This window comes from Novosphingobium arvoryzae (assembly GCF_014652615.1).
GTDB lineage: Bacteria > Pseudomonadota > Alphaproteobacteria > Sphingomonadales > Sphingomonadaceae > Novosphingobium > Novosphingobium arvoryzae.
Window position 1 is genome coordinate 436,661 of sequence record NZ_BMZD01000003.1, and the last position, 16,003, is coordinate 452,663.

A 16,003-nucleotide genomic window follows, 5' to 3' on the forward strand; every position below is an offset into this window, starting at 1 on the left:
GAGCTTCGACCTATGTCGGGATGGTATCCCACCCCCCTGACACCAGAAGGTGGCGACACCCCGAGGAGTGACATCGGGGATCATGGAGTGGGATCATGCAACGAGGGACGAAGGCTCTATTGGGCACCCTGCTGGCCGCATCCGCACTGGTCGCCCCGCAGGTCGCCAGTGCCCAAACCGCGCGGGAAGCGGAACTGGAAGCGCGGCTGGCCAAGCTTGAACAGGAAATGCAGGCGCTGAAGGCCGATCTGGTTTCGGCCCGCAGCGAACAGGCCGCCACGGCCGCGCAGGCGCAGGCCGCCGTCACGACGAGCACCGCCGCTGCCACCAAGGTGGCCGCACTGGAGGCCAAGCCGCCCGTGCAGCAGGACGGCTTCCGCGCCGGATCGACCACGATCAAGGTCGGCGGCTACATCAAGCTGCTGGCCGCCAGCACATCCTACAGCGAAGGCGAAGTCGCCACCAACTCGCTCGGCCGCGACTTCTATCTGCCGCAGAGCATTCCGACCGGGACAGGCCCGGCCAGCACCGTCACCGATTTCACCGCCAAGCAATCGCGCTTCTGGGTCAACTTCGCGACCGACATTTCGGGCCACACGCTGAAAGGCTATGTCGAGGCGGACTTCCAGACCGCGCCCGGCACGCAAGGCTCGCAGCGCACCACCAATGGCTACAACCCGGCCCTGCGCCGCGCCTACATCCAGTTCGACAAGTGGACCTTCGGGCAGGACTGGTCGACCTTCCAGTACACCGGCGCGCTGCCGGAAACGACCGACTACGTCGGCGGGGCGGAGGGCACGGTGTTCGTCCGCCAGCCGCTGATCCGCTATTCCACGCCGCTGGGCAACGGAATGACGCTGCACCTGTCGGCTGAGAACGACGAATCCGGCACGGCCAATCTGGGCGCACCGGCGCTGATCGAGAACGGCGATGATCGCCTGCCCGATTTCGCCGCACGGCTGGCCTGGGCAGGCAAGGCGGGCGAGCTTTCGCTGGCCGCGCTGGGCCGCCAGGTACGGGTGCAGAATGCCGGCGTGACGGCCAGCACCGGCGGCTTTGGCGTCAGCGCGGCGGGCAAGCTGTTCCTGAACGAAGCCAAGACCGGCGACCTGCGGTTCATGGCCACTTATGGCAACAACATCGGCCGCTATGTCGGGCTGAACTTCGCACCGGACGCGGTCTATGTGCCCGCCACCAACCGGCTGGAAGATGTGCGCGTGTTTGCCGCCATTGCCGCGCTGCGCGTGCCGCTGGCGCCGGGCGTACGGGCCAACCTGATGGGCAGCTATCAGTCGGTGGACTATGCCGACGCGCTGCCGCTGGCGAGCATTGCCAGCTTCAACCAGCGCGCGTGGAGCGCGGCGGCGAACCTGTTCTGGTCGCCGGTCAAGAACATCGACCTCGGTGTCGAATACCGTCATGGTGAGCGCAAGCTCGTCAACGGGGCAGACGGGGCCGTGAACCGCATCGAATTCGCCGCGAAATACGGCTTCTGACGAGATAACAAGGGAGAGTGCAATGGCTACGTCGTATGAAGACGCCCTGCCCAAGCATCACGAGGCGACCCAGAGCGAAAAACTGGTCATCACCGCCTCGTCGCTGGGGACAGTGTTCGAATGGTATGATTTCTACCTCTACGGCCTGCTGGCCACGATCATTTCCGCCCAGTTCTTCTCGGGCGTGAACGAGACGACCGGCTTCATCTTCGCCCTCGCCGCCTTCGCCGCCGGGTTCGCGGTGCGCCCGTTCGGCGCGCTGGTATTCGGGCGGATCGGCGATCTGGTCGGCCGCAAGAACACGTTTCTGGTCACGATGGGCCTGATGGGCCTGTCGACCTTCGTGGTCGGCGTGCTGCCGTCCTATGCCTCGATCGGCGTCGCCGCGCCGATCCTGCTGCTGGTCATGCGGCTGGTTCAGGGCCTGGCCCTGGGCGGCGAATATGGCGGGGCGGCAACCTACGTGGCCGAGCACGCCCCCAACAACAAGCGCGGGCTCTACACCAGCTTCATCCAGACCACGGCGACGCTGGGTCTGTTTGCCGCGCTGCTGGTGGTGATCGGCACCCGCACCCTGATCGGTGAGGAAGCCTTCAAGGACTGGGGCTGGCGCGTGCCGTTCCTGGTTTCGATCATCCTGCTGGCCGTTTCGATGTGGATCCGCCTGCAGCTGGCCGAAAGCCCGGTTTTCCAGAAGATGAAGGAAGAAGGCACCACGTCGAAGGCGCCGCTGACCGAAGCGTTCGGACAGTGGAAGAACGCCAAGTGGGTGCTGGTCGCACTGATCGGCGCGGTCGCCGGCCAGGCGGTCGTCTGGTACACCGGCCAGTTCTACGCGATGTTCTTCCTGGAAAAGATGCTGCTGGTCGATGGTGCGACCACCAACATCCTGATCGCCATTGCGCTGGGCATCGGCACGCCGTTCTTCATCTTCTTCGGCTGGCTGTCTGACCGGATCGGGCGCAAGCCGATCATCATGTTGGGCTGCGCGCTGGCCGTGCTGACCTATTTCCCCGCGTTCAAGGCGCTGAGCGAAGCCGCCAATCCGGCGCTCGCCCATGCCCAGGCCAACGCACCGGTCACGGTCATCACCAACGAGAACGACTGCTCGCTGCAGTTCGACCCGGTCGGCAAGAACAAGTTCGACTCCAAGAGCTGCGACATCGCCAAGGCGTTCCTGGCCAAGAGCTCGGTCAGCTACACCTCGACCGAGGCTCCGGCCGGCACCGTGGCGCAAGTCACCGTGGGTGGCGAAACCTTCACCGCACCCGATCCGGCCAAGGTTTCGGGCGATGAACGCAAGGCCGCGATCAAGGCATTCCAGGACGAAGTGAAGGCCGCGCTGACCAAGGCTGGCTATCCCAGCAAGGCCGACCCGGACCAGATCGACAAGCCGATGACCGTGCTGATCCTCACCTACCTCGTGCTGCTGGTGACGATGGTTTACGGCCCGATCGCGGCGCTGCTGGTGGAACTGTTCCCCACCCGCATCCGCTACACCTCGATGTCGCTGCCCTATCACATCGGCAACGGGTGGTTTGGCGGGTTCCTGCCCACCACGGCCTTCGCCATGGTCGCCGCCACGGGCGATATCTACTACGGCCTGTGGTATCCGATCGTGATCGCGGGGCTGACGCTGGTCTGCGGCCTGCTGTTCCTGCCGGAAACCTTCAAGCGCAACATCGACGACTAGAACCTTCCCCCCGGGAACTGCGCCGCGTCTTGAGCACGATCAAGGCGCGGCGTAGCCTGTTCCGCCAAACCAGAGTTCAATTCCAACCGGATGGTAATGCCAACATGAGCGAAGCCTACGACAGCGCCTGGCGCGCCAGCATCGACAATCCCGCCGCCTTCTGGGGCGAAGCGGCCCAGGCGATCGACTGGTTCACGCCGCCCGCCGCGACGTGGGACGATGCCGAAGGCTGGTATGCCGGGGGAACGCTCAACACCGCCTGGAACTGCCTTGACCGCCATGTCGCCGCCGGGCGCGGCGATGCGCTGGCGCTCTGCTATGACAGCCCCGTCACCGACGTGGTGCAGCAATTCACCTATGCCCAGCTGCTGGAGGAAACCGGCCGCGTCGCCGCCATGCTGACCCGCCTTGGCGTCGGCAAGGGCGACCGGGTGATCATCTATATGCCGATGATCCCGCAAACCGTGTTTGCCATGCTCGCCTGCGCGCGGCTGGGAGCGGTTCATTCGGTCGTGTTCGGGGGCTTCGCCCCGCTCGAACTGGCCAAGCGCATCGACGATGCCCAGCCCAAGGTCCTGCTCACCGCCAGTTGCGGGATCGAAGGGGCACGCACCATTGCCTACAAGCCGATGGTCGATGAGGCACTGGAACTGGCCCGGCACGCGGTCCACGACATCGTGGTGTTCCAGCGCGACCGTCTCCCCGCCGACCTCGGCGACACGCGCGACCATGACTGGGAAATGCTGCGCGCCGCCACGGCGGCCGATCCGGTGCCGGAATGCGTGCCGGTCGCCGCGGCCGATCCGCTCTACATCCTCTACACCTCCGGCACGACCGGCACGCCCAAGGGCGTGGTGCGCGAAAACGGCGGTCACGCGGTCGCGCTCGCGTGGTCGATGGCCAACATCTATGGCATCGGCGCGGGCGATCCGTTCTGGGCAGCGTCGGACGTGGGCTGGGTCGTCGGCCACAGCTATATCGTCTACGCCCCGCTGCTGGTCGGCGCGACAACCGTCCTGTTCGAAGGCAAGCCGATCGGCACGCCCGACCCCGGCACGTTCTGGCGCGTGATGACGCGCCACCGGGTCAAGACCTTCTTCACCGCCCCGACCGCGATCCGCGCCGTGCGCAAAGAAGACCCCGACGCGACCTTCCTCAAGGAAATCGGCACCGGCGATTGCCGCGCCATCTTCCTCGCGGGCGAACGCGCCGATCCTGACACCATTGCCTGGCTGGAGGAGAAGTCCGGCCTGCCGGTGATCGATCACTGGTGGCAGACGGAGCTGGGCTGGCCCGCCATCGCCAGCTGCTTCGCGCTGGGCGACCTCAGGCGGCGGAGGGGGTCGGCCGGGTTCCCGGTGCCGGGCTTCGAATTCGCGATCCTGGGTGAAGACGGGCAACCCGTTCCCGCCGGGGAAAGCGGCGCGGTGACCATCAAGGCCCCCCTGCCCCCCGGCGCGTTCCGCACGCTGTGGAACAACCAGGCCGGGTTCGACAAGAACTTCACCACCTTCCCCGGCTATTACGAAACCGGGGATGCCGGGCATTTCGATGCCGATGGGTTCCTCAACATCATGGGCCGCACCGACGACATCATCAACGTCGCCGGGCACCGGCTGTCGACCGGCCAGATGGAGCAGATCGTTGCCGCGCAGGACGGCGTGGCCGAATGCGCGGTGATCGGGGCCGACGATCCGATCAAGGCCATGGTCCCGGTCGCCTTCGTCGTCGCGCGCGCCGGAGCGGGCAGCGAAGCTGATCTCGCCGGCCGGGTGATCGCGGCGGTGCGGCACGAGTTGGGCGCGGTTGCGGCCCTCAAGACCGCCTATGTCGTCCCGCAACTCCCCAAGACCCGATCCGGCAAGATCCTGCGCAACCTGCTGCGCACGATCGTGAACGGCGGAGCCTATACCACGCCACCGACTATCGAGGATCCGGCAGTTCCCGCCCTGATCGAAGCTGCCGTAAGGCCCTGATTCTCCGCAGCGCGGGCACGCGCCCGCGCTGCCGGAATGAACATTATCGGCCAAGATCGCCGCCACTCCGGACCGTCCTGAGCGCACCGCCGCCGCCTGGCACCCCCGCGAAAGCAAGGGATTTCGGCGGTGCCGCCTGTTCCCGGCATCATCCGCCCCGAGCCAGCGACACTCGCAACACTGATTTGCGCATTTACAATTCTCACTTGTTACGCAATTCGCGCCGACCTGCCGGACCATTGGCTTAAAGAATGGGTGACAAGGGAGTGATCATGACGATTTCGAGCAATGCACGTTTTGCAACACGGTTCCTGCTTGGGGCCAGCCTGATCGCGGTGGCCAGCCCCGCGCTGGCACAGGACGGCACCGAAGAGGACGCGGGTCTGGGCGAAATCGTCGTCACCGCGCAGAAGCGTGAACAGAACCTCCAGGACGTGCCGATCGCGATCAGCGCGCTGAGCGCCGAAAAAGTCGAGCAGCTCGGCATCAATGACTCGCGCGACCTCAGCGGTCTGGCCCCCAACGTGACCATCGTGCAGGGCACCACCAGCAGCGGCGCAGCAGTGATCTCGATCCGCGGCATCCCCACCCCGGGCAGCGAAACCTTTGGCCTCGATACCGCCAACGGCCTCTATGTCGATGGCATCTACATCGGCCGTTCGGGCGCCAGCGCGCTGGACGTGATGGACATCGAGCGCGTCGAAGTGCTGCGCGGCCCGCAGGGCACGCTGTTCGGCCGCAACACCACCGGTGGCGGCATTGCCTTCATCTCGCGCAAGCCGTCTGACGAACTGCGCGTCAAGGCTGAGGCCGGTTACGGCAACTATGGCGCGTGGAACGGCCGCATCACGTTCGATCCGGGCCGGATCCTGGGCATCGACACCAGCTTCACCTACAGCCACCGCGAACGCAATGGCGTGGTCGACAACATCCTGCAGGCCGACAAGAGCCGCGATCCGGGCGCGCGCCAGAGCGACGCCTTCCGCTTTGCCGCCCGCACCGAACTGGGCGGCACCGGTTCGATCCAGTACATCTTCGACTGGTCCAAGACCGATGCGGCGCCGATGAACTTCCAGCTGACCAACGTCGCTGACGGCACGATCCGCGCGCCGATCGTGGTCGATGGCAAGCCGGTGGTCGTCACCTCCGGCGCGGCGGTGCAGCAGTACCTGGCCGGCGCGACCTTTGCGCAGGCCGCCTGCCGTGCACTCGCCACCCCGACGCGCGAATGGCGCGACGAGGTCTGCAACGACATCTCCAACAGCTCGATGGACAAGACCTGGGGCCACAACCTGCAGGTCGAGAATGACTTCGAAGCCTTCAAGGTCAAGCTGACCGCCGGTTACCGCTTCTGGAACAACGACAGCAACACCGACCTCGACGGCATCGGCGCGTTCCGCGGCCCGCAGTTCACCAACACCACGCTGTTCAACGGCTTCCCGTCGGCGCTGCTCCAGAACCTGGGCTTCCCGGCCGGCACTTCGAACTTCCTGGCGGGCGCGGCCGTTCCGACCGTGTCGCAGAACCTGTTCGACACCAACAACCAGCGCCGTCACAAGCAGTTCAGCCAGGAACTGGAAATCTCAGGCGATACCGATACCCTCGACTGGGTGCTGGGCGGCTTCTACTTCTGGGAAAAGGGTTCGGAAAACAATCCGCAGAACAGCGGCTTCGTGCTGGACACCAACGCGGCCGTGTTCTCTGACGCGGCGTTCGTCGGCGTGCTGCGCGGCGTCGGCTTCCCGGCCACCGCGGCGGCGACCTTTGCCCCGCTGCTGGCCCCCAGCTTCCGCGCGACCAACCCGGCCCGCTACCGCCTGGTCCAGACCCTGGCCCGGCTGAAGTATACCGCAACGTCGGAAAGCACCGCCATCTACAGCCAGGTGACGCTCTACCCCGGCGGTCGTGACAGCGGTCTGCGCCTGACGGCCGGCGGTCGCTACACCTGGGACAAGAAGTCGATGTTCCGCACCCAGAACGGCGCGGTTGCCAGCGCGGCACCGGAAACCGGCAAGGCCAGCTTCAGCAAGTTCACCTGGAACCTGATGCTGGGCTACGATGTCGCGGATGGCATCTCGACCTATGCCCGTGTCGCCACCGGCTATCGTTCGGGCGGTTACAACGCGCAGGATCCGATCAACACCACGACCAACCAGCTGGATGCGTTCAAGCCGGAAAACGTGACTTCGTATGAAGCCGGGGTGAAGACCGAGCTGTTCGGTCGCCGCCTGCGCCTGAACGTGGCCGGATACTACAACGAGTACAAGGATCTGGCGGTCAACATCCCGCGCACCGATGCCCCGGCTGGCACGTTCGCAACCCGCGTCGGCAACGCCGGCAAGGTGACCTACACCGGGTTCGAAATCGAAGCGCAGGCCAAGCTGACCCAGAACTTCACGCTGGAAGGCAACCTGGGTTACGTCGACATCAAGATCAAGGAACTGCTGGCCGGTCAGTCGACCACGCCGGGCGCTCCGCCGGTCAATGTCGCGTCGATTTCCAACCCCGGCTACACTTCGCCGTTCACCGCCAACGCGGCGCTGAACTTCCAGTTCCCGTTGAACTGGGGTGATGCCCGCCTGGTTGGCCGCGTCAGCTATACTTACGAAGATGGCAAGTACAGCTTCAGCAACATCATCGGCACGCCGTTCAATGACCTGCTGAAGGGTGACAACCGCAACGTCGTCGACGCCCAGATCGGGTTCGATCGCATCGCGATCGGCGGCGGCGAAGGCGAAATCAAGTTGTGGGCCAAGAACCTGACCAACAGCCACGATTTCGTCCGCGCGATCGATTTCGGCGCGCTGGGTTACGGCGGCGGCTACTTCGCCGATCCGCGCACCTATGGCGTGACGGTCGGCATCAAGTTCTGATCTGATCGGACAATCTGAAAATCCCGGTGCCAGCCTGCTGGTGCCGGGATTTTTGCGTATGGGGCGATGCGGGCAACCAGATTGCCATTTCCCGCATATTCAGTCCGCAAATTGCCACCGAATAGCGCATACCCGTCGGCATATGCGTTTATGTGAGTCACTTTTTCTACGCATTCGACGATTAGTTTGATTCTCGTCAAATACCACTCCCCCCTTCCCGGCATAGCCTTTGGCCATAACCGCAGCCGGAGGGATGAGCATGGAAGTGGCAAGCCTCAGTTACGTCGTGGTCTCCGCCACCTCAACCGCCGCCTGGCGCGCGTTCGCGCAAGACATCCTGGGGATGAGTGCCCACGATGCTCCCGGCGGCCTGGCCCTGCGCATGGACGAACGGGCTGGCCGGGTCTTCGTGATGCCGGGCGCCACTGACGGCTATTTCGCTTCCGGCTGGGAACTGCGCTCCGCCGCCGAGTTCGAGGCCGCGAAGGCCGATCTGACCCGCCACGGCGTCACCTTCCATCCCGCCACGCCAGCGGAACGCGCGCTGCGCCATGTGTTCGACATGGTGTGGTTCACCGATCCGTCCGGCAACCGCCACGAACTGGCTTACGGCTACGTCACCGATTTCGCCCGGTTCGTCTCGCCGCACGGGGTGGACTTCGTCACCGGCGATCTTGGCCTGGGCCATATGGTCCTGCCCGCCCCGCAGATCGACGCGACCCGCGATTTCCTGATGGACGTGCTGGGCTTTGGCCTGTCGGACATCCTGGTCCATCGCCCCCTGCCCGACCTGGCCCAGCGGATCGATTTCATGCACTGCGCCAATGGCCGGCATCACAGCCTGGCCCTGTTCGAGGGCGAAGTTCCTTCGGGCTGCGTCCACCTGATGTTCGAGGTCGCCAATCTCGACGAGGTCGGCCGCGCCTATGACCGGATGCAGCGCAGCGGCGCACGCCTGATGGCGACGCTGGGCAAGCACACCAACGATCACATGACCAGTTTCTACCTGATGTCCCCCGGCGGCTTCGCGATCGAATACGGCTGCGGCGGGCGGACCATCGATTGGGATCACCACACCGTTTTCGAAAGCACTTCCGTCAGCCTGTGGGGCCATGACTTCAGCGTCGGGTTCGGCGCTGACGAGCAGGCCCAGCTGGCCAACGCGGCCTGATCAACCTTTACACCGGGAGACACACAATGCCCCAGACCATTCCCGCCTCTTCCGACCTCGCCGCCGAGCTGGTCGAGCGCGCGCGCGCCATGATCCCCGCCCTGCGCGACCGTGCCGCCTGGTGCGAACGCGAATGCAAGGTCCATGACGACACGATCCGCGACTTTCAGGACGCCGGGTTCTTCAAGATCCTCCAGCCCGAGCGCTACGGCGGATACGAATTGGACCCGCAAGTGTTCTACGCCGTGCAGATGACCGTGGCCGAAGGCTGCATGTCCTCTGCGTGGGTGCTGGGCGTCGTCGCCGTGCACAACTGGCAACTGGCGCTGTTCGATGCCCAGGCGCAGGAAGACGTGTGGGGCCAGGACCCGACCACGCTGATCTCGTCCAGCTACATGCCCCGCGCGCAAGTCACCCCGGTCGAGGGCGGCTATCGCGTCTCGGGCCGCTGGGGTTACTCGTCGGGCGTCGATCACTGCGAATGGGCGTTCCTGGGCGGGCTGGTGCCCGATCCCGAAGGCGGCGCCCCCGATTACCGCACCTTCCTGATCCCGCGCAGCGACTTTGAAATCGACTACGCGTGGAACACGCTGGGCCTGCGCGGCACGGGCAGCCAGGACGTGGTGGTGAAGGATGCCTTCGTCCCCGCCTATCGCTCGCACCGTTCGAAGGACGGGTTCGCCGCGACCAGCCCGGGCCTGAAGGTCAACGACGCGCCGCTCTACAAGCTTCCGTTCGGCCAGATTTTCGTGCGGGCGGTGTCGTCCTCGTCGATCGGGGCGCTGCAAGGTGCGCTGAACGATTTCACCGGATATGCCGGCAACCGCGTCAGCAACAACGACTTCGCCAAGCTGGCGGACGACCCGGACGTCACCATCATCCTGTCGGACACGGCCTGCGCCATCGACGAGATGAAGACCACGCTGAACCGCAACTTCGATGCGCTGATGGCCGCGGCCCGGGCCGGCAAGGACATCGATCTCGATGACCGCCTGCTCTACCGCCACCAGTCCGCCCAGGTCGTGGACCGCTGTGCGCAGCTGATCACGCGGATGTTCTACGCCAGCGGGGCCGACGGCATCTACCTCGACCGGCCGCTTGGGCGGACCTTCGTCGACATTCACTGCGGCCGCACCCACGTCGCCAACAACTTTGCCAAGACGGGCCGCAACATGGGTGCGGTCATGCTGGGCAAGCCCAACGCCGACACCTTCATCTAAGCCAACGGGGAGAGAGACGATGGCTACTACTGCTGAATACGGGCTGGGCCCGCACACATTTCCACGCGGCTGGTTCATGATCGCGACGTCCGAGGACGTCGCCGACAAGCCGGTTCCGCTGCACTTCTTCGGACGCGAATTCGTGGCCTATCGCGGCGAAAGCGGACGGGTCTATCTGGTCGACGCCTATTGCCCGCACATGCGCATCCACATCGGCCGCAACACCACCAGCTATGTCGTCAAGGACGGTGAGCAGATCCAGGGCGAATCCATCCGCTGCCCCGGCCACGGCTGGCGCTTTGGCCCGGATGGCAAGGCCGACGACATCCCCTATTCCACCCACGGCATCCCCAAGGCCGCCTGCATCAAGACCTTCCCGGTGGAAGAGCGCGCGGGCTGCATCTGGATGTGGCATGATGCCGAAGGCGGCGCGCCGGACTTCGACCTGCCCGACTTCGCCGAATGGGACATGGAGGAACAGGGCTGGGTCCGCTGGCGGCTCGATCACCTCGGCACCCTGCCGATCCATCCGCAGGAAATCGTCGACAACATGACCGACGTTGCCCACTTCATCCCGGTTCACGGCAGCAAGGACATCGTCTGGTTCGAGAACGAATTCCGCGATCACAAGATCTTCCAGCGCTTCGGCGCCGGGCATCGCACGCTGGTGTCCGACAGCGAGCACGACGTGCTGGTCACCGACACCTGGTATACCGGCCCCGGGATCCTGCTGTCGCGGATGGAAGGGCAGCACCCTTCGATCATCATGATCTGCAACACGCCGGTCGAGGATGGCGAAGTGCGCGTCTGGTATGCGCTGATGGTCAAGGTCTCCGACACCCGCGCCGATGAGGCCGGGGTATCGATGGCGCGCAGCTATCAGGACGTTGCGCTGGATGCCTTCGCGCAGGATTTCGAAGTGTGGCAGCACAAGGAAGCCGCGATCAACATCATGCAGATCCCGGACGACGGCCCGTTCCACAAGGAACGCATCTGGTATCGCCAGTTCTACAACCCCCGCGACAAGGCAGCGGAATTCCAGGGGCGCGTCAACGGCGTCCATACCACCATCGACAAGCGGCCCGGCGCCAAGTCCAAGGCTGCGTGAGCAGGAGCAACAGCAATGACCACTCCCAATCCCGCAAATGACGCCCGCACGCCGCCCGTTGCCGTCTGGCAACTGCTGGAAAAGCTGCGCGGCCAGGACCTGACCGACTGGCGCGTTGCCCCGCTCGATGGCCGCCCCTCCCCCGCCGAACGCGGGCTGGACATCGGCTTTCCGTTCGGCTGGTACGCGGTCGAGATGGCGGACTTCGTGGCCGCCGGACAGGTCAAACCGCTGCGCTATTTCGGAACCGACCTGGCAATCTGGCGCGGTGAGGACGGCAAGGTCCGCGTGACCGATGCCTGGTGCAAGCACCTGGGCGCGCACATGGGCCATGGCGGCAAGGTTCACGGCAACCTGCTGGAATGCCCCTTCCACGCCTGGCGCTATGACGGTGACGAAGGCACGGTGAAGGACATTCCCTATGCCAAGGCAATCCCGCCGCAGGTCAAGCGCAAGTGCCAGCGCACCTGGCCGGTGACCGAAGCGAACGGCTGGATCTGGGTATGGTATCACCCCGACCAGAACGTTGCGCCGATGTGGGACGTGGTGGTGCACGATGAAGTTGGCGATCCGGAATGGACTCCCTTCGACACCATCGAATGGACCGTCTACGGTTCGATCCAGAACATGGCCGAAAACGGCGTGGACGTGGCCCACTTCAAGTACATCCACGGCACTGCCGACGTCCCCAAGGCGGAATTGCGCTGGGGCGACTGGGGCCGCGGCGCAGACGTCAAGGCGCAGATGGGCACCCCCGCCGGGATCGTCGATGGCCTGATCAGCTATGACACGATGGGACCGGGGCAAAGCTGGGTGCGGTTTCGCGGGATCTCCGAAACGCTGCTGGTCGCCAGCCTGGTCCCGGTCGAGGAAGACGTCCTGCGGGTGCGCTATTGCTTCACCCAGCCCAAACAGCAGGCCGATGGCCCCGGTGCCGGCCTCGCCCGCGCGCTGATCCGGGACATCTGCAAGCAGCTGGACCAGGACAAGGTGATCTGGGACCGGATGCGGTATGAACCCAACCCGATCATCTGCGACGGCGACGGCCCGATCCCGCAGTTCCGCCAGTGGTACAGCCGCTATTACGCGCAGCCCCAGGGCGACACGAACCTGCGCGCGGTTGGCTGATCTCTCCACAGCCTGCCAGCGCCGCAGCGGCCTCCGGTCTGATGACCGGGGGCCGTTTTGCTTATAACTCCGCCTTTACCAAGAGTCGTCATGCTGAACTTGGTTCAGCATCCATCGCGCCGCCCGCACGAGCTGCGCAGGACGAGAGCTGGACCCTGAACCAAGTTCAGGGTGACGAAACTTGAATGCGGAGCAGACGGATTACAGCGTCGGATAATCCGTATAGCCGCGCTCTTCCCCGGTGTAGAGCAAGCTGAAATCGGGTTTCGCCAGGGGCGCGCCAGCGGCGATCCGCTCCACCAGGTCCGGGTTGGCGATATAGGCCCGGCCAAAGCTCACCGCCTCGGCCTGACCGGCATCGAGCAGCGCCCGCGCACTGTCCGCCTTCAGGTTGTTGTTGGCAATGATCGGCCCGCTGAAGTTGGCGCGCAACAGTGCCAGCGTATCCAGATCGGGCAGCCCCATGTCGACCACGTGGCAGAACGCCAGCCCCAGCGCATTGGCCGCCTTGACGAATGGACCGAACGTGGCCGCCGGGTCAGACGGGTCCATCCCGTTGTAGGGATTGCCCGGCGAAATGCGGAAGCCCACCCGGTCAGCCCCGATAGCATCGGCCAGCGCGCGCAACACGGCGATGGGGAAGCGGATGCGGTTTTCCGCGCTGCCGCCATAATCGTCGGTGCGCTGGTTGCTGGCCGGGTTGAGGAACTGGTTGATCAGGTAACCGCTGGCGCAGTGCAGTTCCACCCCGTCGAGGCCGGCGGCAATCGCGTTGCGCGCGGCCTGGGCATATTCTTCCAGCAACGCGGGCATTTCCTCGACCGTGATTTCCCGCGGCGTGGCGGTCGGCACCGGCACCCCGTCCGGTCCCGGCACCGGCGCGGGGCAGGCAATGGCCGACGGTGCGATGACGTCCGCGTCGAACCCGCGATTGGCGGGAACGACCACGCGTCCGCAATGCATCAACTGCATTACGATCCTCCCGCCGCGCGCATGGACCGCATCGGCCACCGCGCGCCAACCTTCGATCTGCTCGGCCGAATGGATGCCCGGCGTGCGCCAGTAGCCCTTGCCCACGGCGCTGGGCTGCGCCCCTTCGGTCACGATCAGGCCGGCACTGGCGCGCTGGGCATAATACTCTACCATCAGCGCGGTCGGCACGTCGCCCGGACCGGCGCGGTCGCGCGTCATGGGTGCCATGACGATGCGATTGGCAAGTTCGATGGCGCCCAATGCGACCGGCGTAAACAGGCTATCAGACATTCGAGATTCGCTCCATCAATCGCGGATTGACCGGTGTTTGCGTTATCCTGTAAGCAATTTCTTACGCATATCAAGGAGAGGCAGGATGAATTACGGATTCGATGGCAAAGTGGCGCTGGTAACCGGGGCGAGCGGCGGGATCGGCCGTGCCACCGCTGTTGCCTTTGCCGCGTCGGGCGCCGCTGTCGTCGTGTCCGACGTCAACGATGCCGGGGGCCAGGAAACCGCGGCACTGATCACCGCGGCGGGCGGCAAAGCCGTGTTCCAGCACTGCAACGTGGCGAACAGCGATGAAGTGAAGGCGCTGGTTGCCCGCGCTGTCAGCGAATTTGGCCGCCTCGATTTCGCGCACAACAACGCGGGCATCAACAACATGGGCGCCAACGAATACGACGATGACGTGTGGGACCGCGCCATTGCCATCAATCTGTCCGGCGTGATGTATTGCATGCGCGAGGAAGCCGAAGTCATGCTGAAGCAGGGCAAGGGCGCGATCGTGAACACCGCCTCGATCAACGGGCTGGTCGGCAACGGCGCGCAGCCGGGCTATACCGCAACCAAGCATGGCGTCGTCGGCCTGACCCGCCACGGTGCGCTGCGCTGGGCGGCGGCAGGAATCCGCGTCAACGCGGTCTGCCCCGGCGTGATCGAAACCCCGATGACCGCACCGCTGGTGGCCAATCCCGACATGCGCAAGATCCTGGACGGAATGACCCCCATGGGCCGCATGGGCAAGGCGGAAGAAATCGCATCCGCCGTGCTGTGGCTCTGCTCGGATCAGGCCAGCTTCGTCACCGGCCACCCGATGGTCATCGACGGCGGCGCAACCGCAGTCTGAGGCCCGTAGCCGGGGTGCCGCCATCGGCAGGCACCCCGGATGCTACTCCTCGTCGTCGACGGGGCCACCCTTTTCGGTGATCCGCACCACGCGTGCGTTGTACTTCATCGTCTTCACCGCGATCGATGTCTCGACGTGATGCACGCCGGGGATCGCCAGGATCTTGTCAGACGTCAGTTCGATCAGCGTTTCCAGCGTGTCGAACAGGCAGAACGCCAGGATATTGAAACGGCCCATCGTGATCATTAGCGCATTGATCGGCGGGATTTCCGCAATCTGCGCAGCCACCTCGCGGACGCTTTCGACGTCGGCCTGAATGCCGATGAAGGCCATTTTCGCACTGCTGGTCAGACCGAAGCTGGTGATCGCGGTAAAGGCGATCAGCCCTTCCTGCTGCAACCGCTTGATCCGGCCGCGCACGGTTCCTTCGGTCACGCCCAGGTCACCGGCGATCTTGCGGTTGGAAACGCGGGCATCACGCGCCAGCACTTCGATCAGCTGGCGGTCAAGATCGTCAAGTTGCGGCGCGCTCATTGCTGGCTCCGGGCTTCGAGGGGCGCGACATCGAACTGGTATTTCAGCACGTCAACCGCGATGGCCGGCATCATCGAACGAATGCCGCGAACCTTGGAAAACTTGTCGAGCAGCAAATCGGGCAAGTCGCTGAAATCGCGCAGCACCACCAGCATGTCGATGTCATAGCGCCCGGTTACCAGGTGCGCCGCGAACACTTCGGGAAATTCGGCCAGTTCGGCAGCGACTTCGGACGCCGGGCGACCATCCACCTCGATCGCCAGCTCCATCAGCACGTTGTAGCCATGGGCTGAAAAGTCAGACACCGCGACCACACGCAGCTTGTCGGCATCTTCCATCCGGCGAATGCGGGTCGAAACAGTCGCGGCGGTCAGCCCCAGGTTGTTGGCAATCTGCTGGTTGGTCGCGCGCCCGTTGATGCGCAGCTGCTCCACGATCGCCAGATCGATATCATCGACTGAAAAGTTGTCGCCCATGCCGCGAACAGTCCCCTCTGCAAGAACTTCGATCCCTGCCGTCCGCCCTTGGCGCGGTCAATCGCAAATTCGTCGGTATTCACACGGTGTTTGACGCAAGTCGGGACTGCGACGGCGCAAAACGCGCCAAAAAGCGCAGCCGGAATGCCCGGCGGCAGCTTTAATCGTTGCGCTCGGTGCCTGCTAAGGGCTTAGCGAGACGGACAGGGCGATGGAGGGGACGAGCC

General features: G+C 64.8%; 12 protein-coding genes. 9 read left to right on the forward strand and 3 right to left on the reverse strand.

The window, feature by feature from the left end:
- Positions 1–95 precede the first annotated feature (95 nt).
- The 8 genes from IE113_RS08550 to IE113_RS08585 all read left to right on the forward strand — a co-directional run bounded on the left by IE113_RS08550 (position 96) and on the right by IE113_RS08585 (position 12,665).
- Positions 96–1,496 (forward strand): DcaP family trimeric outer membrane transporter, encoded by a 1,401-nt coding sequence (locus tag IE113_RS08550; RefSeq protein ID WP_189540443.1) that lies wholly within the window; start codon positions 96–98, stop codon positions 1,494–1,496.
- Between the two features lie 22 nt (positions 1,497–1,518).
- Positions 1,519–3,189, forward strand: coding sequence for an MFS transporter (locus IE113_RS08555; RefSeq protein ID WP_189540445.1), 1,671 nt, complete (start codon positions 1,519–1,521; stop codon positions 3,187–3,189).
- Between the two features lie 104 nt (positions 3,190–3,293).
- Entirely contained in the window at positions 3,294–5,165 is a 1,872-nt protein-coding gene (locus tag IE113_RS08560; RefSeq protein WP_189540447.1) for an AMP-binding protein, read from the forward strand.
- 272 nt (positions 5,166–5,437) lie between these two features.
- Entirely contained in the window at positions 5,438–8,038 is a 2,601-nt protein-coding gene (locus IE113_RS08565; RefSeq protein ID WP_229822229.1) for a TonB-dependent receptor, read from the forward strand.
- Positions 8,039–8,297: 259 nt separating this feature from the next.
- On the forward strand, positions 8,298–9,209 hold the full coding sequence (locus IE113_RS08570) for a VOC family protein (protein ID WP_189540450.1): 912 nt from the start codon (positions 8,298–8,300) through the stop codon (positions 9,207–9,209).
- 26 nt (positions 9,210–9,235) lie between these two features.
- Entirely contained in the window at positions 9,236–10,429 is a 1,194-nt protein-coding gene (locus IE113_RS08575) for a flavin-dependent monooxygenase (RefSeq protein WP_189540452.1), read from the forward strand.
- Positions 10,430–10,448: 19 nt separating this feature from the next.
- Positions 10,449–11,537: an aromatic ring-hydroxylating dioxygenase subunit alpha gene (locus IE113_RS08580; RefSeq protein ID WP_189540454.1), complete on the forward strand. Its 1,089-nt coding sequence runs from the start codon at positions 10,449–10,451 to the stop codon at positions 11,535–11,537.
- 15 nt (positions 11,538–11,552) lie between these two features.
- Complete coding sequence (locus IE113_RS08585) at positions 11,553–12,665, forward strand: aromatic ring-hydroxylating oxygenase subunit alpha (protein WP_189540456.1); 1,113 nt, start codon at positions 11,553–11,555, stop codon at positions 12,663–12,665.
- A gap of 201 nt (positions 12,666–12,866) precedes the next feature.
- Here IE113_RS08585 and IE113_RS08590 read toward each other — a convergent pair whose 3' ends face one another.
- A complete protein-coding gene (locus tag IE113_RS08590; protein ID WP_189540458.1) occupies positions 12,867–13,928 on the reverse strand; it encodes an alkene reductase in 1,062 nt (353 codons plus the stop codon).
- 85 nt (positions 13,929–14,013) lie between these two features.
- On the opposite strand from IE113_RS08590, the gene IE113_RS08595 reads away from it, so the two are divergent.
- Positions 14,014–14,766 (forward strand): glucose 1-dehydrogenase, encoded by a 753-nt coding sequence (locus IE113_RS08595; RefSeq protein WP_189540460.1) that lies wholly within the window; start codon positions 14,014–14,016, stop codon positions 14,764–14,766.
- A gap of 42 nt (positions 14,767–14,808) precedes the next feature.
- Here the strand turns inward: IE113_RS08595 and IE113_RS08600 are convergent, their stop codons facing one another.
- Positions 14,809–15,300: an Lrp/AsnC family transcriptional regulator gene (locus IE113_RS08600; RefSeq protein WP_189540462.1), complete on the reverse strand. Its 492-nt coding sequence runs from the start codon at positions 15,298–15,300 to the stop codon at positions 14,809–14,811.
- A complete protein-coding gene (locus IE113_RS08605; protein WP_189540464.1) occupies positions 15,297–15,776 on the reverse strand; it encodes an Lrp/AsnC family transcriptional regulator in 480 nt (159 codons plus the stop codon). The genes IE113_RS08600 and IE113_RS08605 overlap by 4 nt, the downstream gene beginning before the upstream one ends.
- Positions 15,777–16,003: the final 227 nt, after the last annotated feature.